Annotated in this window: 18 protein-coding genes and 1 pseudogene; 10 read left to right on the forward strand and 9 right to left on the reverse strand. The window is 60.3% G+C overall.

Annotation, left to right across the window (positions count from 1 at the left end):
• Window positions 1–153: 153 nt before the first annotated feature.
• From AAE029_RS26105 to AAE029_RS26115, 3 genes are all read right to left on the reverse strand, one after another.
• Window positions 154–984: a transglutaminase domain-containing protein gene (locus tag AAE029_RS26105; RefSeq protein WP_371075812.1), complete on the reverse strand. Its 831-nt coding sequence runs from the start codon at window positions 982–984 to the stop codon at window positions 154–156.
• A gap of 12 nt (window positions 985–996) precedes the next feature.
• The gene (locus AAE029_RS26110) at window positions 997–1,938 is read right to left on the reverse strand and encodes an alpha-E domain-containing protein (protein ID WP_371075813.1); all 942 of its coding nucleotides are present in this window, start codon (window positions 1,936–1,938) and stop codon (window positions 997–999) included.
• 78 nt (window positions 1,939–2,016) lie between these two features.
• Window positions 2,017–3,426, reverse strand: a complete 1,410-nt coding sequence (locus AAE029_RS26115; protein WP_371075814.1) for a circularly permuted type 2 ATP-grasp protein — start codon at window positions 3,424–3,426, stop codon at window positions 2,017–2,019.
• Window positions 3,427–3,813: 387 nt separating this feature from the next.
• Here AAE029_RS26115 and AAE029_RS26120 point away from each other — a divergent pair, with 387 nt between their 5' ends.
• Window positions 3,814–4,707 carry a DMT family transporter gene (locus AAE029_RS26120; protein ID WP_371075815.1) on the forward strand — a complete coding sequence of 298 codons (894 nt, stop codon included), beginning with the start codon at window positions 3,814–3,816 and terminating at the stop codon, window positions 4,705–4,707.
• Between the two features lie 16 nt (window positions 4,708–4,723).
• On the opposite strand, the gene AAE029_RS26125 is transcribed toward AAE029_RS26120, so the two are convergent.
• From AAE029_RS26125 to AAE029_RS26140, 4 genes and pseudogenes are all read right to left on the reverse strand, one after another.
• Window positions 4,724–6,505, reverse strand: coding sequence for a radical SAM protein (locus tag AAE029_RS26125; protein ID WP_371075816.1), 1,782 nt, complete (start codon window positions 6,503–6,505; stop codon window positions 4,724–4,726).
• 414 nt (window positions 6,506–6,919) lie between these two features.
• Window positions 6,920–8,649: pseudogene (locus AAE029_RS26130) on the reverse strand (DEAD/DEAH box helicase).
• A 293-nt stretch (window positions 8,650–8,942) separates the two neighbouring features.
• On the reverse strand, window positions 8,943–9,242 hold the full coding sequence (locus AAE029_RS26135; RefSeq protein ID WP_371075817.1) for a hypothetical protein: 300 nt from the start codon (window positions 9,240–9,242) through the stop codon (window positions 8,943–8,945).
• A gap of 142 nt (window positions 9,243–9,384) precedes the next feature.
• Window positions 9,385–9,753, reverse strand: coding sequence for a hypothetical protein (locus AAE029_RS26140; RefSeq protein WP_371075818.1), 369 nt, complete (start codon window positions 9,751–9,753; stop codon window positions 9,385–9,387).
• A 615-nt stretch (window positions 9,754–10,368) separates the two neighbouring features.
• Between AAE029_RS26140 and AAE029_RS26145 the strand changes: the two genes are divergently transcribed.
• Window positions 10,369–10,725, forward strand: coding sequence for a hypothetical protein (locus AAE029_RS26145; protein ID WP_371075819.1), 357 nt, complete (start codon window positions 10,369–10,371; stop codon window positions 10,723–10,725).
• 282 nt (window positions 10,726–11,007) lie between these two features.
• Here the strand turns inward: AAE029_RS26145 and AAE029_RS26150 are convergent, their stop codons facing one another.
• The gene (locus AAE029_RS26150) at window positions 11,008–12,594 is read right to left on the reverse strand and encodes a trimethylamine methyltransferase family protein (RefSeq protein ID WP_371075820.1); all 1,587 of its coding nucleotides are present in this window, start codon (window positions 12,592–12,594) and stop codon (window positions 11,008–11,010) included.
• 248 nt (window positions 12,595–12,842) lie between these two features.
• Between AAE029_RS26150 and AAE029_RS26155 the strand changes: the two genes are divergently transcribed.
• Entirely contained in the window at window positions 12,843–16,475 is a 3,633-nt protein-coding gene (locus AAE029_RS26155; protein WP_371075945.1) for a response regulator, read from the forward strand.
• Here AAE029_RS26155 and mnmD read toward each other — a convergent pair.
• On the reverse strand, window positions 16,464–17,195 hold the full coding sequence (gene mnmD / locus AAE029_RS26160) for a tRNA (5-methylaminomethyl-2-thiouridine)(34)-methyltransferase MnmD (RefSeq protein ID WP_371075821.1): 732 nt from the start codon (window positions 17,193–17,195) through the stop codon (window positions 16,464–16,466). The two genes, AAE029_RS26155 and mnmD, sit on opposite strands and share 12 nt — an antisense overlap.
• Here mnmD and AAE029_RS26165 point away from each other — a divergent pair.
• The 7 genes from AAE029_RS26165 to uraH all read left to right on the forward strand — a co-directional run bounded on the left by AAE029_RS26165 (window position 17,194) and on the right by uraH (window position 22,194).
• Entirely contained in the window at window positions 17,194–18,378 is a 1,185-nt protein-coding gene (locus AAE029_RS26165) for an NAD(P)/FAD-dependent oxidoreductase (RefSeq protein ID WP_371075822.1), read from the forward strand. The two genes, mnmD and AAE029_RS26165, sit on opposite strands and share 2 nt — an antisense overlap.
• 106 nt (window positions 18,379–18,484) lie before the next feature.
• Window positions 18,485–19,192, forward strand: coding sequence for a DUF1045 domain-containing protein (locus AAE029_RS26170; protein WP_371075823.1), 708 nt, complete (start codon window positions 18,485–18,487; stop codon window positions 19,190–19,192).
• 90 nt (window positions 19,193–19,282) lie between these two features.
• A complete protein-coding gene (puuE, locus tag AAE029_RS26175; protein WP_371075946.1) occupies window positions 19,283–20,206 on the forward strand; it encodes an allantoinase PuuE in 924 nt (307 codons plus the stop codon).
• Window positions 20,206–20,703, forward strand: a complete 498-nt coding sequence (uraD, locus tag AAE029_RS26180; RefSeq protein ID WP_371075824.1) for a 2-oxo-4-hydroxy-4-carboxy-5-ureidoimidazoline decarboxylase — start codon at window positions 20,206–20,208, stop codon at window positions 20,701–20,703. Before puuE ends, uraD begins: the two co-directional genes overlap by 1 nt.
• Before the next feature lie 28 nt (window positions 20,704–20,731).
• On the forward strand, window positions 20,732–21,094 hold the full coding sequence (locus AAE029_RS26185; RefSeq protein ID WP_371075947.1) for a DUF86 domain-containing protein: 363 nt from the start codon (window positions 20,732–20,734) through the stop codon (window positions 21,092–21,094).
• Window positions 21,095–21,340: 246 nt separating this feature from the next.
• Window positions 21,341–21,841, forward strand: coding sequence for an ureidoglycolate lyase (locus AAE029_RS26190; RefSeq protein WP_371075825.1), 501 nt, complete (start codon window positions 21,341–21,343; stop codon window positions 21,839–21,841).
• Complete coding sequence (gene uraH, locus AAE029_RS26195) at window positions 21,838–22,194, forward strand: hydroxyisourate hydrolase (protein WP_371075826.1); 357 nt, start codon at window positions 21,838–21,840, stop codon at window positions 22,192–22,194. The genes AAE029_RS26190 and uraH overlap by 4 nt, the downstream gene beginning before the upstream one ends.
• Window positions 22,195–22,210 lie beyond the last annotated feature (16 nt).

Below are 22,210 nucleotides of genomic sequence, written 5' to 3' on the forward strand. Positions count from 1 at the left end.
TCACAGGGATCCAGCCGCGCCGTGTCCACGGCGCGAATGACTCGCCTCTTCACAAACCCATCAGATGGAAAGAGATGTCCTCCCATTCCGGATTGCTCTGCTCGATCTGTTTGCGGGTGGGCAAGGACCGCAAACAGCCGCCCGAGCTCACATCTAGCTCTGGCTTTGACTCTGACTCTGGCTTTGCCCCCGGTCTTCCACGCTTACCGTGACCGACAACTTCTCCCCCGGTGTGCCGATGCGCATGCCGGAGACAGGAGCCGCGTCGCGGTAGCAGAGGCCGGAGGCGAGGCGGACGTAGCGGTCGTCGGGGCAGATCTTGTTGGCGGGATCGAAGCCGACCCAGCCAAGGCCAGGAACGTGGGCCTCGCCCCAGGCATGCGTCGCCGCCTGATCGATCTTTTCCTCCATCATCAGATAGCCGGAGACGTAGCGGGCGGGCACGTTAAGGGCGCGCGCGGCAGCGACGAAGATATGGGCATGATCCTGACAAACGCCGCTTTTCTTCTCCAATGCCTGCTCGGCCGTTGTTTGCGTGTCGCTGCTTCCCGGTTTGTATTCGACCGTCTCATGGATCGCCGCCATCAACGCATGCATCTTCGCGAGATCGTTCTCGCCGTTGAGCCCGCGGATCAGCTCCTTGGTCAGCTTGCCGGCCTTGGTGCGCGCGCTTTCCCGCAGGAAGAGCCAGAGCGGGCAGAAACCGGTATGGGCGCCGGTGACGCCGTTCAGATCCTTGGTCTCAACTTCGCCTTCGGCGACGATCCGCGTTATCTCCTGCTCGCCTTCCAGCGAGACGAGATTGACGTGGTTGCCGAATTGGTCGTCATATTCGACCTCCGGCTTGGCGCCCTCGACGTGAAGCGCCCAGTTCAGCACCTTCTGTCCCGCGAAATTCGGCGGCGTCAGCCGCAGCCGCTGCAGCGAGAATTGCGCCGGTTCCTCGTAGCGGTATTCGGTGACGTGACTAATCTTCAGTCTCATGATCTCGCCCGCTTAAACGTAAAACCGGTAGCCATCGGAAATTTGCATGCCGAGTTTGTTGTTGTGGGAGACGAAATCCTCGAGGAATTCGTGCAGTCCCTGATCCATGATGTCCCGGATTGCCCGCGTCTGCAGCGTGATGCGGATGGCATCGGCCGTATCGTGGGCGGCGAGCCGTTCGCCATAATCCTGCGCCAGATAGCCGAGGTTGCTGACGATCTTCTCGTAACAATAGGCGAGCGAGCGCGGCATCTGGATGTTGAGGATCAGGAAGTCGGCGATGTTGGCCGGCCGGTATTCGGCGTCATAGGCCCAGCTATAGGAGCGATGCGCAGAGACCGATCGCAGGATCGATTCCCATTGCACATTGTCGAGCGACGAACCGACGGCCGAGACCGAGGGAAGCAGCACGTAATATTTCACGTCAAGAATGCGGGCGGTATTGTCGGCGCGTTCGATGAAGGTGCCGATGCGCGCGAAGTTGTAGAGCTCGTTCCTGAGCATCGAGCCATGGAAGGCGCCGCGAATAAGCCCCGCACGCCGCTTGATGACATCGATCACCTCAGGCAGCTCTGCTGCCTTCAAGCGCTTGGAGAGCAGCGCCTTCAGTTCGATCCAGCATTCGTTCGTCGCTTCCCAGGTCTCCCGCGTGAGCGCGGTCCTGACCATGCGGGCATTGTTGCGGCCGAAATCGATGCAGGACATGACGCTCGAGGGATTGGCGAGATCGCGCAGCAGGTAGTCGATCGCGTCGGCCCCTGTCAGCTTGCCATGGACTTCGGCATAGGCTTCGCGCACGCCGGCGCTCTGCAGGACGCCGTCCCAATCTTCCTCGCCGGCGCCGCTGCGCGTCAGCGACATGCGCAGGCCGGCATCGATCAGGCGGGCGATATTTTCGGCACGTTCGATGTAACGGAACATCCAATAGAGTCCGTTGGCAGTTCTTCCGAGCATGTCAGGACCTATAGAGGGTAAGGCGGGATGCGAGGGAGTTGGCGGAGCTCCGCCGGCAGGGGAGATGGCGCATTCGTCCTAGTCCTCCAATACCCAGGTGTCCTTGGTGCCGCCGCCCTGGCTGGAATTGACCACGAGCGAACCCTGCTTCAGCGCGACGCGGGTCAGTCCGCCCGGAATGATCTGCACCTTGTCGGAGACAAGCACATAGGGGCGAAGGTCGACATGGCGGGGTGCAATGCCCTTATTGACGAGGATCGGAACGGTGGAGAGCGAGAGCGTCGGCTGGGCGATGTAATTGTTCGGCTTGGTCTTCAGCTTCTCGGCGAATTCGGAGCGCTCCTTCTTCGAAGCCGTCGGGCCGACGAGCATGCCGTAGCCGCCCGAGCCGTGGACCTCCTTGACCACGAGCTCGTCCAGACGTTCCAGCACATATTTCAGGCTCGCGGGCTCCGAGCAGCGCCATGTCGGCACGTTCTCCAGAATCGGCTTGCGGCCCGTATAGAATTCGACGATCTCGGGCATGTAGGAATAGATAGCCTTGTCGTCGGAAATGCCGGTGCCGGGCGCATTCGCGATGGTGATGTTGCCGGCACGGTAGACATCCATGATGCCGGGAATGCCCAAGGCGGAATCGGCGCGGAAGGTGAGGGGGTCGAGGAAGTCATCATCGACACGCCGGTAGAGCACGTCGATCGCCTCGTAACCACGTGTCGTGCGCATCTTCACGCGGCCGTCGATGACGCGCAGATCCGAGCCTTCGACCAGTTCCACGCCCATCATGTCGGCGAGGAAGGAGTGTTCATAATAGGCGGAGTTGTAGATGCCTGGCGTCAGGACGGCCACCCGGGGCTTACCGCCGCAGCCGCGCGGCGCGAGCGAGGAGAGCGACTGGCGCAGCAGAAAGGGATAATCCTCGACGCGCTGCACCTTGTTCAGATGGAACAATTCCGGGAACATCTGCATCATCGTCTCCCGGTTTTCCAGCATGTAGCTGACGCCGGAAGGCGTGCGGGCATTGTCCTCCAGCACGTAGAACTGGTCTTCGCCAGTGCGAACGATGTCGGTACCGACGATGTGCGTGTAGACGCCACCCGGCGGGCGGAAGCCGATCATCTCGGGCAGGAAGGCGACGTTGGTCTCGATCAGCTCACGCGGAACCCGGCCGGCACGGATGATCTCCTGCTTGTGATAGATGTCGTCGAGAAAGGCATTGAGAGCGACGACACGCTGCTCGATACCCTGGGCGAGCTTGCGCCATTCGCGGCCGGAAATGATGCGGGGAATGATATCGAAGGGGATGAGCTTTTCGGAGGAGTCCGCATGTCCATAGACCGCAAAGGTGATGCCGGTTTTCCGGAAGATGTTTTCCGCGTCGCGGGACTTGGTGATCAGATGGGTTCGGTCTTGGCTATTGTACCACTCAAAATACTTTTCATAGGGCGGACGCGGACCTTCGTCCCCGGTAATCATTTCATCAAATGCCAAAGGTGTGGCTCCCCTTTTTTCTTCATTTGAATACAACGCTGAATGCAATGCAAGAACCATGCACAGTCAGGGCGAACATTTCGACTCTTCCGAAAAATGCAGAAATCCGCCGAAAATCCGTGCGTTTAGCCAGCCTGGCGCAGGTCCTGGCCGGACTGGTTCTATGCGCCTGCGCAAAATCTAGGCAGGTGATCAATCCGGGAGCGGCATTCGATTTAAACGGCACCGCAAGCCAGCATCAAAAAACCTGATGCATGCTTCAATTGTTCGCTTTTGACGGTCGGAATGCATTCCGCTATCAGCGGGCTCCAAATCAAAAGTTAGAGCGGGATGTCGCCTGAAACCGCACGCTTTCGGCATGCCACTTTAGCCTCTCAGGTCCGCTCAATGTCCTTCGACCGCCTTGCACCCGCCATCTTCGTCTTTCTTTGGTCCACGGGCTGGATTGCGGCGAAATATGCCGCACTTCACTCGGAGCCCTTCACCTTTCTGACCATGCGCTACGGCCTTTCGGCGGTCGCCTTTCTGGCGCTCTGTCTGGTGACGGGCGCGAAGTGGCCGCGTGATCGGGAAAGCGTGCTGCGTGCCATTTACTCCGGGCTCTTCCTGCACGGTTTCTATCTCGCCGGTCTCTGGTGGGCGATCGCAAACGGCGTGCCGGCCGGCATCTCCGGCATCATCGCGGCGCTGCAGCCGCTGCTGACGGCAATGGCCGCGCCTTTCCTCGTCGGAGAGAGGCTGCAGCCGACGCAGCGCCTCGGTCTGCTGCTCGGCTTCACCGGGATCGCCATCGCGATCTCGCCGAAACTCATGCAGCCCGGTTCCGTCGACATGGTGCATTCGGCAGTGCCGCTTGCCGTCAATCTTCTCGGCATGGCCTCCGTTACATACGGGACGCTCTATCAGAAAAAGCACCTGCAGAGTGGGGATCTGCGCACCATCGCGACGCTGCAGTATCTGGGGGCGATCATCGTGACGGCGCCCTTGGCGCTCTCCTTCGAGAATCTTCACTTCGACGGCTCGACCGAAGCCATCCTGACGATGATGTGGTCGGTCTTCGGCCTGTCGATGGGGGCGATCGCGCTGCTGCTCTATCTCATTCGTCGCGGACAGGTCTCGCGCGCCGCTTCGCTGATCTATCTCATGCCGCCGGCGGTCGCCATCGAGGCGGCAATCGCCTTCGGCGAGCCGTTGACGTCGCCCTTGATCGTGGGAACGGTCGTGGTCGTTACGGGAGTCTATCTGACCAACCGCAAGACCGTAGAAGCAGCCACCGCCTGATCGTAGTCGGTGGCTCCTAGGCGGCCGAGCCGGAGCGCGTCAGTTCGGCGACCTTCTTTATGTGGCTGACTGCTGCGCTGCCACCGGCCGTCTTCGTGAAAAGAGCGAGCTTTTCGTCATCATCGTCCGCGACGGGCGTCAGGGCCTGGTCCATATAGGTCTTCGACGCCGGGTCCTTTGCGATGAAATAGGCAGATACCGCGAGCCGTGCGATGACGCCCGCCAATGCCATATGCTTGGTAAAGGTTTCCCAGGCAAAACGCGGCCAGAAGAGCAGGGGATGTTCCTGCCGCAGGCCGGGGCGCCGTTCGGAGGGGTGCTTCAGCCGCAACAGGCCGCTCTGCAGCGGATGGACATTTTCGAGCGGCACCGTCGTCGCAAAGGAGACGAGCACCTTGACGAGGCTCGCCAGCGGGACCCCGGTTGCGACCGCGCGGCGCAGCAGCGTCTTCATATGCTTCGGAGAGTAATAAAGCGACCAGGCCTCCTGATAGATGTCTTCCCATTCCCGCTTGCTCATCTTCGGATGGGCGGTGCAGACATGCTCGACATCATAGATGTTGAGGTCCGGATCCATCTCGACGCCCTTCTTCCAGAGCGTCTGATGATCTTCCGAACCGGGGAGCGGCGTCAGGACGAAGAACTCGATGACGTCGAGCGGCAGCTCTTCCTGAATGATCGCGATATCGCGCCGGATCGATTCCGGCGTATCCGAGGGAAAGCCGAGGATGTAGCCCGCCAGCGTCATGATGCCCTGGGCCTTCCAGGCGAGCAGCATCTTGCGATATTCGGTGATCTTGTTCTGGTTCTTCTTGGCCGCTGTCAGATTGTCCGGATTGACGTTCTCAAGGCCGATGAAGACGCGGGTCACGCCGGCGCGCTTGGACTTCTCGATAAAATTTGGAATCTTGTGGCACAGCGTATCGACCTGGATCATCAGGCCGAGCGGGATGCCGTCCTTCTCCCTGAGTTCGATCAGGCGATCGAAGATCGCTTCCCAGTCCTTGTTGCGGGCGAAATTGTCGTCGGTGATGAAGAACTTGTGGATACCCTGCGCCCAGTTCATGCGCACCAGCTTCTCGACATCGTCGGCGGAGCGAAAGCGCGACTTTCGTCCCTGGACGTTGATGATGGTGCAGAAGGAGCACTGGTAGGGGCAGCCGCGGCCGGCGTCGAAACTGGTGCTGAGACCGAGCGTATGCTCGATATTCTCCTTCGGCAGGAACGGAACGGGCGTGCCGCCGATGCCGGGCAGATCGTTCATGAAGTTATAGACGGGTTCCAGCTCGCCGAAGGCAGCGTCGCGCAGCACCCGCTCGAGGCGGCCCTCGGCCTCGCCGGCAAACATCGAAATACCCATGTCGCGGCAGGCGTCGAGTTCGATGGCCTTTCCATCGAGCATTGCCAGGCAGCCCGAGATATGGAAGCCGCCCATGGAGACTGGCAGCTTTGCCTCGCGGAACGGTCGCGCGATGTCGAGCGCGCGCGGGTACTGGTTGGATTGGACGCCCACCAGGGCGACCATGCCGAAATTGTCATGCTGACGAAATTTCGCGAGCAGCGCGGGGATATTGACGCGCGTGTTGGTCTCGTCGATGACCGTGATGTCTATGGCGACATCAGGTCCGAGCACCTGGCGCTCGGCGCAATCGGCTGCGATGCCGTAGAGGGCGGCCAGCGAATTCGATGGAATCATCGCTCGCCACCAGCGAATAACGTAGCCATCGTCATCGTAATGGGACGGCTTGATCAGGATTAACTGGAAACGTCTCTCATTAGTCTTTGCAAAATTTGACAAAATCTATCTTTCGCGTTGGATAGCTGGTTCTTACGCTAGCATATCGAGAGCGGCGCGTCGTCATGTGCTTTGATGAAAAGCGAATGCCGTCCACTTGCCTTTGTCAATGTTCGCCAGGGGCGACTTACCGATGCGCATCCCTTTTCCTTGGGAAGGGATTGTCCCTTGGAATGGCCCCTCACCCTAGCCCTCTCCCCGCAAGCGGGGCGGGGGGACTGCTGCCGAGCCAGGATAAGCCCCTTTGCCCGCGTCAACGAGAGGTGGACGAGCGCCATCGCGGAAGTGAAATGGCGAGCGCCGGATGAGGGTAATTCCCTCTCCCGGGGAGAGGGTTAGGGTGAGGGCAGAATTCTCAGCGAACCCAAATAGCCGCGGATGGAAGCACGGCCGATTTGGACTGAGAAGCCCGTTGATTTACGCCCGCTCGCGACGCTGGCCGCCGCCGTTGCGCGAACCGCCGCGGCGGTTGCCGCCGTTGCCGTCGCGGCGCTGTTCGCCGTGGGGATGCTGGCCGCGCTCCTCGTTGTGCCGGCCGGAAGGACGGCCGTGGGCGTGGCGGTTGCCGCGGTGATGGCCGTTATTGCCTTCGTGCTGCGCGCCGTTGGCGCTGTTCGGGCCGTGATGCTGCGGCTTTCTGGTGGGGCGGAAATCCGAAGTCGATATCAGATCGTTGTCCACCTCTTCGCGCGGCGCCCGCTCACCGCGGCGCTGGCCGCGAAAATCCTCGTTGCAACGGCTCTCGCGTTGCGGCCGATCTTCACGCCGCTGACGCTCGCCACGTTCCTCGCCGCGCGCCCGGAATTCGCCATCCTGTCCTTCAGAGCGGGGACGACGCGGCTGACGATCGGAACGGCCACCGGCGCCTTCGGCCCGGGCCTGGCCGTTGCCGCGACCCTGACCCTGCCCACGACCACCGCCGCGACCGCGTCCGCCGCGATTGCCGGCCGGTGCTCGGCTGAGAGTTGCCGGAGGCTCGCCGCTCGCAATGGTGATCTCGATGCCCATCAGTCGTTCGATATCGCGAAGAAGGCGGGCCTCATCCGGAGCGCAGAAGGCGATGGCGACGCCGTCGCGGCCGGCGCGCGCGGTGCGGCCGATGCGGTGGACATAGGCGTCGGGTACTTCCGGCAGATCGTAGTTATAAACATGGCTGACGCCCGGAATGTCGATGCCGCGGGCGGCGACGTCTGTCGCGACGAGGACGCGCACGTCATTGTCCCGGAATGCCTTCAGGGCCCGTTCGCGCTGACCCTGGCTCTTGTTGCCATGGATGGAGGCGACGGCAAAGCCGACGTGATCGAGATGCTTCATCAGCTTCTCGGCGCCGTGCTTGGTGCGCAGGAAGACGATGGCACGGCCGTCCGGATTGTCGGTCAGCGAAGTCTTCAAGAGATCGGTCTTGTCGTTCTTGCCGCCGACGAAGTGCACGAATTGCTCGACCTTGTCGGCAGCCTTGCCTGGAGGTGTGACTTCGACCTTGACCGGATCGGTCAGGTAGTCGGCGGCGAGATCGGCGATCGACTTCGGCATTGTCGCCGAGAAGAGCAGCGTCTGGCGCTTGGCTGGGACCAGTTTGGCGATCTTGCGCAAATCATGGATGAAGCCGAGGTCGAGCATCTGGTCGGCCTCGTCGAGGACGAGATGTGTTACCTGGCCGAGCGTCAGCGCACGGCGGTTGATGAGGTCGAGCAGGCGGCCGGGTGTTGCGACGAGGATGTCTGTGCCGCGCTCGAGCTGGAACTGCTGCTTGTTGATAGAGACACCGCCGACGACGATGTTGATCTTGAGCGGCATCTTGCGGATGAAGTTCTTGAGGTTGGTGGCGATCTGGTTCACCAGTTCGCGCGTCGGCGCAAGGACGAGGGCGCGCGTGCTGCGCGCCTCTGGCCGCTTGCCTTCTTTCAGGAGCATTTCGATGATCGGCAGGCCGAAGGCGGCCGTCTTGCCGGTGCCGGTCTGCGCGAGGCCAATAAGGTCGCGGCTTTCGAGAACGAGCGGGATAGCTTCCGCCTGGATGGGAGTTGGCGTTTCGAAACCCTGCTGGGAGAGCGTGGCAACGATCTGCTTGGAGAGACCAAGCGAATGAAAATCGGTCAATTCAAAACCTTTCGGGGGCGCCAAAACAGATCGCCGGATCGCACCATGCGGTCCGGTGTCATTCTGGCGTCAAGAACCCCGCGTGAAGTGGGAACTTGTGTGGTGGAAAATGCTTTCCAGCGCGTCAGGCTGACCCTTGCGGCCAACCTCTTGTCCTAATGCGCTTTTGTCCTTCTTCCTGCATCTGTTCTATCGCAGGGGCACGCTCACGCGGCGGCCGAAAGGTGAAAGCTGGTGCGCATTTGGTCTTATTCGGACGGAAAGTCAAGGGGCTGGCGTATCACATCGAAAATCGCAACCGATTTCCAGACCGATGCGCCAGCTAGGATTACAGGTGGGATTATCGGCAGATGTCGACGCGATAGGGGTAGCCCCAGCGGTCGTGGCGCCATTCGGAGTAGCAGGCCGGGCGGTAATAGTCGCGGTAGTATGAGCGATAGGCCGGGGCGGGATAGACGGCGTAGGGATAGGCGGGGCGAACTGCCTCAGAGAGCAGAACGCCGCCTACGGCACCGGCGGCAACGCCTCCCCAGAAGGCGTCGTGCGAGCGGGCGTCGGCCGCGGTTGCAGTGGCAAGCGATGCGCCGGCTATGGTCAGCGCAATCAGGCCCGCCGTCATGACGTTATGAACTACGGACATGGATCAATTCCTTTCAATAACATCGCTCCTGTGAGCAATTCGAATCTGGGTTCGAATCAAGGCGGCTCGATGTTTGGAGCTCCGGCGGCGAGATTAAATTTCGTTCATCAACGCCGCCGGAAACCTTCGGACCCGCAAGCGATTACGAGCAAACCTCCACCTCCCGGGGGTGACCGAGGCGATCGTGCGTCCATGTCAGCTGGCAATAGTCCAGGTAGTCGTCGTCGTTATCGAAGAAACCGAAGAAGGGGCCGCGCCGGAAATGATCGTGACGGTCATGGGCGAAGGCGAAACTACGGCCGCCATCGAAATGGCGATCATTCATGGAGAGGCCGCCGCCAAAGTGTTCACCGGAGAAGTGGCCGCCTCCAAAGCCGCCTCCGAAGCCTCCGCCGTGTCCGCCGCCCCCACCGTTGCCATGGGCAAAGGCCGGTGTTGTTGCGCTAATTGATGCGACTGCGACCGTCATCGTGATCAAACCTGTCGCCAAGATGTTACGAAGCATGGACATGATTGCATTCCTTTCGATACGAACTCGTTGCGAGCCGTAGACAAGATATGTGCATCAATCCTGGCGCGGCCTCGCCACATTCAATGGCTTTTGGTCACTTTCTGTTCACGTTTGATCGCGGCGAAGGGCGGTGTCGGTGAGATCGATTTACCGCGCCATTCCCAAGGCTGGGGCGCCCTTTGCGCGTCCTATCCGACGCGCGGCACTCTGTACCTGGAAAGGCGATCGCGGAATGCGGCCGGCGCCGACGGGAGTTGAATGGCGCCGGCCATTCCGGCTTCAATGACGGTGGGGATCACTACCGGCAAACGTCGACGCGATCGGGGTAGCCCCCAGCGGTCATGGCGCCATGGTCGCGGTAGTATGGGCGATAGACCGGCGGGCGGGCCTCGGCCGAGGTTGCAGTGGCAAGCGACGCGCCGGTGATCGTCAGCGCATCGAGCCTGCCGTCACGGCTTTATGAACTGCGGACATGCGCAATTCCTAATCAAGGCGGCTCGATGTTTCGGCACTCGGCGGCGAGACTAAATTTCGTCCATCAACGCCGTCGGGAAACTTAGCAGTCCTGAGGGATTAAGGGCAGACCTCCACTTCCCTTGGATAACCGAAGCGGTCGTGGGCCCATCCTACACTGCAATAGTCGTCGTCATCGAAGAAACCGAAAAGCGGAAAACCGCGATGGAAATGACCATGATGGAAGTGACCGTCATGGAAATGACCGAAGTGGTTATGCCCGAATGCGAAACTGCGGCCGCCACCGAAATGTTCGCCGCCAAAGCGTCCACCGAAGTGACCGCCGCCAAAGTGTCCACCAAAGTGGCCGCCGCCGAAGTGTTCACCACCAAAGTGTCCGCCGCCGAACCCTCCCATATGGCCGCCGCCGAATCCCCCCATGTGTCCACCGCCTCCTCCGTGCCCGCCACCTCCGCCGTGGCCGCCATGAGCAAAGGCCGGTGTTGTCGCGGTGATTGAGGCAACCGCGACCATCATCGTGATCAAACCGGTTGCCATGATTTTACTGACCATGGGCATGATTGCATCCTTTCGATACGAGCTCGTTCCGAGCCGTAAGAAGGATATGTGCATCAATCCTGGCGCAGCCTCGCCACATTCAATGGCTCGTGGTCACTTATTGTTCACGTTTGATCGCGGGGAAGGGCGGTGCCGGTGAGATCGATTTACCGCGCTGGCGCCCAACCATAGTGCGGCGCGCATCCAACAGGACACGCGGCGCGCTATCTCTTTGAATACGCGCTAGAAATCGGTCGGAACACCGCCTTCCTCCTTGCGCTTCGCCACGAAAGCGTCGAGCTCCTCCTCGATCGCTGCATCGAGCGGTGGGCGCTCATAGGCGTTCAGCACATCCTTGAAGATGCGATTGGCGTGGTCATAGGTGGTCGGCCGGCCGGCTTCGGTCCATGTCTCAAAGTTGCGCCAATCGGAGAGGATCGGCGAATAGAAGGCGGTTTCGTAACGCGCCAGCGTATGGGCAGTGCCGAAATAATGGCCGCCGGGACCGACGTCGCGCACGGCATCGAGCGCAAGAGCGTCCTGGCTCACGTCGAGAGGGCTCAGGAACTCGGCGACCATCTGCAGCATATCGACGTCGAGAATGAACTTTTCGAAGGATGCGGTCAGTCCGCCTTCGCTCCAGCCTGCCGCATGCAGCACGAAGTTGCCGCCGCCCTGGGTCAAGGCCCAGAGCGAGAGGGCCGATTCATAGGCGGCCTGCGCATCGAGCGTATTGGAAGCATTGGTGTTGGATGTGCGATAGGGAATGCCATATCGCCGGGCAAGCTGGCCGCCCGCAATCACTGCCTTCATATATTCCGGCGTGCCGAAAGCCGGCGCCCCGGTCTTCATATCGACATTGGAAGTGAAGCCGCCATACATGACGGGTGCGCCCTTGCGCACCATCTGCGTGAAGGCAATGCCGCAAAGCGCCTCGGCATTCTGCTGCACAAGCGCGCCGGCGACGGTTACCGGCGCCATGGCCCCGGCAAGCGTGAAGGGTGTCATAATGACGACCTGATTACGCGACGACATTTCGATGATGCCCTGTAGCATCGGTCCGTCCAGGCGGAGCGGCGAAGAGGAGTTGATGACAGTAAAGAGGGAAGGCTCTGCTTCCATCTGTTCTGTCGTGATGCCGCGACCGATGCGCGCAATCTCGATCGCATCGAGATTGCGCTGTCTGCCGAGCGAATAACAATGGAAGGCCTTGTCGGTAAGCTTTACGATATCCGAGAGGCAGTCGAGGTGGCGCACGGACGCGTGTATATCCACCGGCTCGACCGGGTAGCCGCCGGTCATGTGAATGACGTCATAGGACTGGGCGAGCTTGACGAGCTTGCGAAAATCCTCCCGATTGCCGGCGCGCCGGCCGCCCTCGCGGTCGGCCACGAAAGGTGCGGATGCAACCTGCGCGAAAACCAGGTTCTTCCCACCGATCCGAACATTGCGCAGCGGATTGCGGGCGTGAAGCGTGAAGTCCGACGGGACCGAACCGAGAAACTCCATGATCATGCCGCGGTCGAATCGCACGCGCTCAGTGCCGGGGGTAACGTCGGCGCCGGCCGCTTTCATTCGTTCGCGCGCTTCCGGCAGGATGATATCCATGCCGATTTCTTCGAGGATCGTCAGCGAAGCATTATGAATGTCCTCAAGTGCCTCGGGTGAAAGGATCTCCGTTCTTGAGAGATCGTTGACAAGATTAAGATATTTCTGCGTGGCGGTTTTGCGAACCCGCTCCCCTCCGCGACTGCCGCCGCGCCTGCGCCGCTCAACCGGAGCCATCGTACTTTCAGTCTCGTGCAAACCCTGTTTCGGAAAATCTGTCATTGGTTTTCGCTCGATTTGTCGCCCGGAATTGTTGGCAGAAATCTTCCCGACATGCCCCTGTTATTTGCGACGAAAGGCTGACCGTTCTGGAATAGCGATCCGGTGCTTGCCAAGCCAAAGGCATGAGTTGCGGGATTTTACGGTTAACAACTTGTAAAAAATCTTTGTGGTACAAGGATTATGTTGCAAAAGTTTCATCAGCCTGGGGAGAGGGGCATTTTTTGACGGGTCAGGAAGAATTGCTGGAGATGGCCTGCCGGCGGATCACCGATCTGGATCGGCCCGCCTATGTCAAGAACAGCGAGCTTCGCTATGTAGCCGTCAACGATGCCTATGCGCGCTTCTTTGCTCGCGACGTTTCCGATTTCATAGGCCGCCGCAGCCTGGACGTGCTTGAGCGCCCGGAGGAGGAAGAGCGCGAGGACAAGGAGCGCAGAGCGCTCGTCTTCGGAAGCGAAGAGACGGCGATCTGTTTCAATCTCGCGGGCGACCGTCATTTTCGGGTGCATATCGAGAGCTTCATGCCCTCGGAAAACCGCGCCTATGTGCTCGGTCTCTTTGAGGAAGCGCCTGCAGAGCCACGCGCCGCTGAGTCTCAGAGAAAGAATGTCGATTCGATTCGGGATGACGGCGCATCGGGACTGCCAGCTAACCTTGCGGAAGGGGCCCTCGAGTTCCTCGATGTCGGCGTCTGCATCTACAATGCTGACAACGATCTCATCTACGCCAATGCGCGCTGGCATGAATTCTACAGGCCTGTGCTTGGCAATGTTGAGCTTGGCGTCTCGCTACGCTGGATGCTGGAACGCGTCTTCGACTATTGGCTCCGGAACTATCCGGAACAGCTCGGCTCGGCGGCTGACGATCGCGAAGGATGGATCGCGGAGCAACTGGAATATTGCAGCAAGCCGCATCATGACGCGACGGAAAGGCTCTGCGACGGCCGCTGGCTCAGAGGCATCAACAAGCGCCTCGAAAACGGCCTGCTGATCGGCCTGCGCATTGACATTACGGACATCAAGGAACAGGAACTGCTGCTTCGCCGTCACGTCGATGAGACGGACCTCTACCGGACGATCCTTGAGGATCTGCCCGTGGCCGCTTTCGTGCGCGATGCCAACCACCGGCTCGTCTATGCGAATGAGGCCTATGTCCGCGTCAGCGGCAAGGAACGCGCTGAAATGCTCGGCAAGACTGAGCATGAGATGTTTTCGACAAATGCGGATGCCATCTACGAGGAGAACGCGCAGGCCTTCCGGGATGGCGCCCTTGCCGAGATTGAAGGCGAAATGCCGAGCGCCGACGGCACACTTCTTCCGATCGTGACGCGTGTCAACCGGGTGGTGACATCGGACAACAAGCCCTATGTCGTGGGATCATTCACCGATATTTCCATGCTGAAGCTTCGCGAGAAGCAACTCATCGAAGCGCAGAACCGGGCCGAGATGCTGCACCAAGATCTCGAAAGCGTCCTCAGGGCCTTGCCGAACGGCATCATGATTCTCGATGCCGATCTCAACATGGAATTCATCAACGATGCCTTCTATGAGATATGGGATCTTCCGCTCAGTGAGGAATTGAGGGGCCGTCCGTTCCTCGACGTCATCGTGTTGAACCATTCGCTCGGTCGTTATGGCTATGCCGAAACTCCCGAAGAGATCTTCGCCTCGCGAAAAAATCGTTTTCTTTCCGAGGATCCGAAGCCGCCGATCGAATTGAACTGGGCGGGGGGCAAGTCGGTCGTCTTCGACAGCCGTCGCATCTCCAATGGCCGTTTTCTGCTGTCCTACGTGGACATCTCTGCGGTTCGCCGGCATGAGCGCGAAATTCACGAGACGCGTAACGCGCTCGAACGTCTCGGCGAAATGATGAAGGATGCGACGCACGCGATGTCGCAAGGGCTGCTCATCGTTCAGGAGGGGGTGATCATCCTCTCCAATGATGCATTGTCCGAAATCCTGCGCATTCCTCCGGATTATCTTGCGGCTGGGAAAACCTGGGCGGACACTTTCGGCTATTGCGCGGCGCGGGGCGATTTCGGAGCGGAGTCGGAAAAGCTCTACGAGGCCTGGCAGGAGAGCATTGCGGCCAAGCGCCCGATCTCGTTCATGTTCCACGTTGCCGGCGAGTGCTGGGTGCAGATGGAAGCTGGTGTCAGCGAGCGTCAGCATTGGATGGTGCTCTTTACCGACGTCACGGAGATGAAGGAGCGCGAGGAGGAGCTGCAACGGCTTCTGCGCCGGGCGGAAACGGCCGACCGCGCCAAATCCGAATTTCTCGCCAATATGAGCCACGAGATTCGCACGCCGATGAACGGCGTGCTCGGCATGGCGGAACTGCTTGCCAGGACGGATCTCGATGCGCGCCAGAAGACCTTCATCGATATCATCGTCAAGTCCGGCAATGCGCTGCTGACGATCATCAACGACATCCTCGACTTCTCAAAGATCGATGCCGGCCAGTTGAAGTTGCGCAAGGTTGCCTTTGACCCGCTGGATGCCGTCGAGGACGTGGCGAGCCTGCTGTCGACCTCGGCGGCCGAAAAGGATATCGAGCTCTTGGTGCGTGCGGCACCCTCCGTACCGCCCATGGTGACCGGCGATGCGGGGCGCTTTCGCCAGATCGTGACCAATCTTGTCGGCAATGCCGTCAAGTTCACGGAGCGCGGCCACGTCCTGGTCGATATAGGCTGTCGTCGGCATTCTGATGGCGAGATTATGCTCAGCCTGCGCGTCGAAGATTCCGGCATCGGCATTCCCGACGAGATGCTGGAGAAGGTTTTCGAGAAGTTCTCGCAGGTCGACGGCTCCTCCACGCGCCGCCATGAGGGAACCGGGCTAGGCCTTGCGATCACAGCCGGCCTGGTCGATCTCTTCGGTGGCTATATCGAGGTCGAGAGCGAGCCGGGCAAAGGGTCTGCTTTCACCGTTCATCTGCCGTTTTCGCCGTCGGCCCTGCGCGAACAGAAAATGCTCCCGGTCAATGTGAAGGGTGCCCACGTCCTGGTCATAGACGACAACGAGATCAACAGGCAGATCCTGACCGAACAATTGCAGATGTGGGGATTTGACTGCGTTGCTGCGGAGGACGGCGCGATCGGGATTGCGATCCTGGAAGCGGCGCATGAGATGGAGCTTTCGGTCGATGCCGTCATTCTGGACTATCATATGCCGGAGATGAACGGTGCCGATGTGGCGCGAATCCTGCGTGGCGACAACAGGTTCAGGGAACTTCCGATCATTTTCCTCACTTCGATGGATGTGGCAGGAAGTGAAAAGGAATTTGCCGCGCTGAATGGACAGGCGCATCTGATGAAGCCTGCCCGTGCGAACGTGTTGCGCAATACGATCGTGGAGGTGATCCGGACCGATCGGGCACGGCGTTCGACAGCCGCCGCCGCGGCGCTGGAGGCGGGACCGAAGCTTGCCGATCGCGAACCGCATCCAGCCGACAATGCCGTAATTGCCGGCATTGAATCCCAGCTCGACGTTCTCGTTGCCGAGGATAACGAGGTCAACCAGATCGTCTTCACGCAAATCCTGCAGCCGACGGGGCGGCGTTTCCTCGTTGTCGAGAACGGCCGGGAAGCCGTCGATGCCTATGATCGATATCGGCCGCAGCTGATCATGATGGACATTTCGATGCCGGTCATGAACGGGCACGAAGCGACGCGTGCCATCCGCGCGAAGGAAGCCGCGACCGGCGGTCATGTTCCGATCATCGGCGTGACGGCGCATGCGCTCGACAGCGATCGCGATCTTTGCCTCGAAGCAGGCATGGATGATTACATGTCGAAGCCGATCAGTCCCGAGCTTCTGGAAGCCAAGATGCGGCGCTGGCTGGGGGAGGCCGTCGCCGAGCCCGGCCGGTCAGGCCTCTGAGCTTCGTTTGATGCCGCAAAGCATTTCGCGTTTACTGGCGAACCCCTTGCGACGCTCGACGTCGAAGCCGGCGGCGATGAGGTTCCGCCGCACGAAACCGGCAGCCGCATAGGTGGCGAAGCTGCCGTCCTGTACTGTTTTTGCACAGACGAGACGCATCAGCTCTTCCGACCACATGTCACCGTTGCGCGAGGGCGCGAAGCCGTCGAGATACCAGGCATCAAACCGGTCCGTGGCCGCCTGGACGCCGTCCAGGGCAGGGCCGCAGACAACTCTTAGCGTCGTCTGCGCGTCCAGTTGAAGAGTGACGGTGCCTTGCGGCCTGTCCGGCCATGCGGAGACCAAAGTGGTCCGTTCGGCATCGATTTCCGGCCAGTGGGACAGCGCGCGGTCGATTTCCGTCGCCCGCATCGGATAGAGTTCGAAGGATGTGAAGCGCAATTCAGCGCCGGGCTCGCGCCGCTCCTTCCATTGCCGCCAGGTTTCGCAGAAGTTCAGACCGGTACCGAAGCCGAGCTCACCGATCAGGAAAGACTGCCGTCCCTTCCAGCGATCGGGCAGACCGTTGCCGGCCAGGAAGACATGGCCGCATTCCAGCCGGCCATCCGTCTGGCAATAAAAATGATCGCCAAAGGCGCTCGAATAGGGCATATCGCCGTCGCGCCACTCAAGCTGCTGGCTCATCGTACCATGGGTCTGGCCGGAAATAGTCTCTGTCATGGAAAAAGCCGATAATCCCGTAAGGCTGGCCGGTCAATCGTCTGTAGATCTGCTGATCGTCGGGGGCGGCATCATGGGGCTTTGGGCAGCGGTTCATGCGGAACGGCTCGGCATAGACACGCTTCTCATCGACGCGGCGCGACTGGGCGAGGGCGCAAGCGGAGGCCTTCTCGGCGCGCTGATGCCGCATATGCCGGACCGCTGGTCGGAAAAGAAGCAGTTTCAATTCGATGCGCTGGTGTCGCTGGAAGCCGACATCGCCGAGCTTGAGGCGGCGACAGGTCTCTCTGCCCATTATCGTCGCTGCGGACGGTTGATACCGCTGCCGAAGCCGCATCTGCGCAGGATAGCGCTCGGCCATTCGCGCGATGCCGAGGAATGCTGGCGTCACGGAGATCGACGCTTTCACTGGCATGTGCTCGATGCGCCCCCCGTTTCGGGCTGGATAGATGCTGCCGCGGGAGAGAGTGGCTTCGTGCACGACACATTGGCCGCGCGTGTTGCCCCCCGCGCACTGGTTGCGGTGTTGAAAGCGTTTCTGGGACGAGCCGCGCATGTTCGGGTCGTCGAGAATCTACCGGTCGAACATGTCGATCCGAGAAAAGGAGTGGCGATCACCCGTGATGGCGCCATCCAATTCGGCCGCTGCATCCTGTCGGCAGGCCATCGTTCCTTTCCGATGCTGGATGAGTTGACATCCGGCTTGCAGGCGGGGCTCGGCCAGCCGGTGAAGGGGCAAGCGGCCCTGCTGAGGGCCGATGTCGATGCCGGCCTGCCGGTGATCTTTCGTGACGGGCTTTATATCGTGCCGCATGAGCAGGGTCTTGTGGCGGTGGGCAGCACCAGTGAAAATCGCTTCGACGACCCCGTTTCGACGGACGAGCAGTTGGACGGCCTCATCATCATGGCCGGCGCCATGATACCCGCCTTGCGGGATGCTGAGGTGGTAGAGCGCTGGGCGGGATTGCGCCCGAAGGCGATCGATCGTGATCCGATGGTGGGACGGCATCCCGAGCATCCGCGGCTCCTTGCGCTCACGGGCGGCTTCAAAGTCAGCTTCGGTCTCGCACATCGTCTGGCGGCCTTCGTCGTAGCGGAAGCCGCGGGGTTGCCATGCCCGATTCCGCTGCCTGACGGCTTCTCGCTGTCAAGCCACATCACGGTCGCTTCACGCAAAACGTGAATCTCGCCAGCACCACTCTTCGTTATTCTGTCACGCAAATCACCTATCTGCTTCGCCAATGGCAATCGACGATAGATTCGCGGTTGTATTCGACGGAGGTGGTCGCATGCGCTATGCCATTTGCTTTACACCAACTGCGAGCGATCCGCTCTCGCTGGTGGCTGCCAACTGGCTTGGGCGCAACATCTATTCCGGCGAGATGGTCGAGCCTCCGGCCATTCGCGGTCTCAGCATCCACGAGATCGCGTTTCACACGGCGCTGCCGCGACGCTACGGGTTTCACGGCCTGCTGAAGGCTCCCTTCCGGCTGGCCGAGGAGGCTTCGGAGCCACTGCTGCTGCGCGACCTCATGCACTTCTCCGGCTCCTTCATTCCGTTCGAGATCCCCCGTCTGGAAGTCGCCCGGCTCGGAAACTTCTACAGCCTGACGCCGGCCCATCCTTGCGAGCCGCTCAACTATCTGGCTGCAGCGCTGGTGCAGGAATTCGACCGCTTTCGTGCGCCGCTCAGCGAGGTCGAGATCGAACGCAGCGACCCGGACGAGCTGTCGGCGGCGCAGTTTGCCAACCTGCACCGCTGGGGCGATCCCTACGTGATGGACGAGTTCCGCTTTCATATGACGCTGACGGGGCCGGTGAGTCATGGCGATATGCCGCGCATCGAGCGCGTGCTGCGCGATTTCTTCGAGCCCGTCCTGGTAGAGCCGGTGACTGTTTCCAACATCGCCTTGATAATGGAGGAGGGGGCTGGTGGGCCTTTCCGTGTGCATTCGCTGCATCCGATGGGAAAAGTCAGCGCCCGCAAGATTGCCTGACTTCATCCCATACGAAGCCGTCCCACTTTCCGTCTCGACATTCCGGTCATGAGTGCTACCGTCGTCGCATCGTTCGACGAGGGTGATTTGATGATGTCCGAAGCCTATCCCCGAGATCTGGTTGGTTACGGCCGAACAGTTCCCGACCCCAAGTGGCCAGGCGACGCCCGCGTTGCCGTGCAGTTTGTCGTGAACTACGAGGAGGGCGGGGAGAGCTGCATTCTCGACGGGGATACGGCTTCCGAATGCCTGCTGTCGGAGATCGTGGGCGCGCAGCCCTGGCCGAACCAGCGCAATCTCAACATGGAATCGATCTACGAATACGGATCGCGAGCGGGATTCTGGCGGCTCTGGCGCATGTTCACCAGCCTGAAGGTGCCGGTGACGGTCTACGGCGTGACCCTTGCCATGGCGCGAAATCCGGAAGCGGTCGCCGCCATGAAGGAAGCAGGTTGGGAAATCGCAAGTCACGGCTATCGCTGGCTCGAATACAAGGATTTTCCCGAGGATGTTGAACGCAAGCACATCACGGAAGCCGTACGCCTGCATACCGAACTGACTGGAGAACGGCCTTATGGAATGTACCAGGGCAAACCCTCGGCACATACGCTGCGACTTGTCATGGAGGAGGGCGGTTTCCTTTATTCGTCGGATTCCTACGCCGATGATCTGCCATACTGGGTGCCGGGCCTGGATGGCGTCCCTTTCCTCATCATCCCCTATACGCTCGAGACCAATGATATGCGCTTTGCCACGCCGCAAGGCTTCAATTCCGGGGACCAGTTTTTCACCTATCTCAAGGACAGCTTCGACACGCTTTATGAGGAGGGCCGCGACGGCAGCCCGAAGATGATGTCGGTGGGCTTGCACTGCCGCCTTGTCGGCCGACCCGGCCGGGCCGCGGCCCTCAGGCGATTCATCGAATATGTGCTGAAGCACGACAAGGTCTGGATCCCACGGCGCGTCGACATTGCCCGCCATTGGCACCTGAACCACAGGCCGGAATCGATCTGATGATTTCGCGTGACGACTTCGTGGCGCGGTTCGGCGGCATTTTCGAGCATTCCCCGTTCATCGCCGAACGTGCCTACGATGCGGGTGACGTCGGTGAACCGCTGAGTCTCAGCGGCGTCCATGCAGCGCTTACGTCCGCCTTTCGCGCGGCCACTCCGCAAGAGCGGCTTGGCATCCTACGCGCGCATCCGGATCTGGCCGGGAGACTTGCCATTGCCGGCAAGCTGACCGAAGACAGCAAAAGGGAGCAGGCCGGCGCCGGTCTCGATCGGCTCAGTCCGGAAGAGCATGCGCGTTTCACCGCGCTCAATGCCGCCTATACCGAGAAATTCGGCTTTCCCTTTATCATCGCGGTGAAAGGACTCGATAAGAACGACATCCTCGCGGCGTTCGAAGAACGTGTCGACAATGACCGCGATGAGGAGTTTTCGACCGCCACACAGCAGGTCGAAAAGATCGCTCTGCTGCGTCTGCAGTCTATGCTTCCAGAGACCTGAATGAGCGGCGATGGGCCAAAGGCTTGATATGCGCGAGCGGCAAGCAGTCGATTACCTGAATGATATACAGAGGGCGGCGTCGAACGCTCGCCTTTTCACTGAAGGCATGGACAGCGATACTTTCGCGAAAGATCCGCTCACGCAGCACGCCGTCGCCTTTTGCCATGTGGCGATTGCGGCCTTGGCATCGAGACTGCTCGATACACATCCGGAATTTGCCACTGAACACCCGGATCTGCCGTGGACGGCAATGCGTGAAATGGGTGATCGCATTGCGCATGATTTTTTCCAGTTGCATCCGCAGGACATCTGGGACGCGACGCAGCGGGTTTTGCCCGAGCTTCTTTTGCAGATCGATGCGGTGCATCACTGGCGAGCCCAGGGCGAGTGAGTAGTTTGGTCAAAATTTCCCGCAAACTGCCAGCTTTGCATTCCGGTTTGTGCCATACTAGAGCCGGATGATTTCAGGTCGAATCGACCTGAAATCTGAATCCGCCTCTAGATCAAAGAGTTAGAGCGGGATGTCGCCCGAAAACCGCGTATACTTTTCGGCATCCCGCTCGAGAGCGCATTCCTTCCATCATTTTGATGGCGAGAACCGGTTCTTGTATAGATTCCTGGCCCGATGGAGGATCAATTGACCCAGACTCTGGACATCCTGCCGCTGACCAAAGCCGCCTTCGCACCTTTCGGTGAGGTCATCGAAGCCGATCCGGCAGCCGTACGCCTCATCAACAACGGCACCACCGAGCGGTTTCACGCGCTCGCAAATGTCGAAGCCGCTGGCGAGGGCGCCCGGGTCATCATCAGCCTCTTCCGTAGCCAACCGCGTCACTTCCCGCATGAAGTGGGCATGATGGAGCGCCATCCCTTTGGCAGCCAGAGTTTTTCTCCGCTTTCCAACCGCTCCTTCCTCGTCGTCGTCGCCAAGGATGAAGGTGGCAAACCGGGAAGGCCACAGGCATTTCTGGCGCGCGGCGGCCAGGGCGTGAACTACCACCGCAATGTCTGGCATCATCCGCTGATGGCGCTTGGCGAAGTCAGCGATTTTCTGGTTGTCGACCGGGAGGGGCCGGGCAACAATCTCGAGGAAGTCCTTTTCGATACGCCTTTCATCATCGGAGCGCCGCCTGCATGACCGGACTGACCACCCATGTTCTCGATACCGCCCTAGGGAAACCGGCATACGGACTGCGGATCGATCTCTTTTCTATTGATGGCGACACCCGCAGACATATCAAGACGGTCGAGACAAACGCAGATGGACGGGTCGACGGCGGTCCGATCCTAAGCGGCGAAAGCTTCAAGGCGGGCAGCTACGAACTGCTCTTCCATGCCGGCGACTATCTGCGTGCCGCCGGTACTGTGCTGCCGCACCCGGCATTCCTCGACCTCGTGCCCATCCGTTTCGGCATAGCGGATACGTCGGCCCACTACCATGTACCGCTGCTGATCTCGCCATATGGTTATTCGACCTATCGTGGAAGTTGAAACGGTCGGTCGTCCG

The organism is Sinorhizobium sp. CB7 (assembly GCF_041357635.1).
GTDB lineage: Bacteria > Pseudomonadota > Alphaproteobacteria > Rhizobiales > Rhizobiaceae > Rhizobium.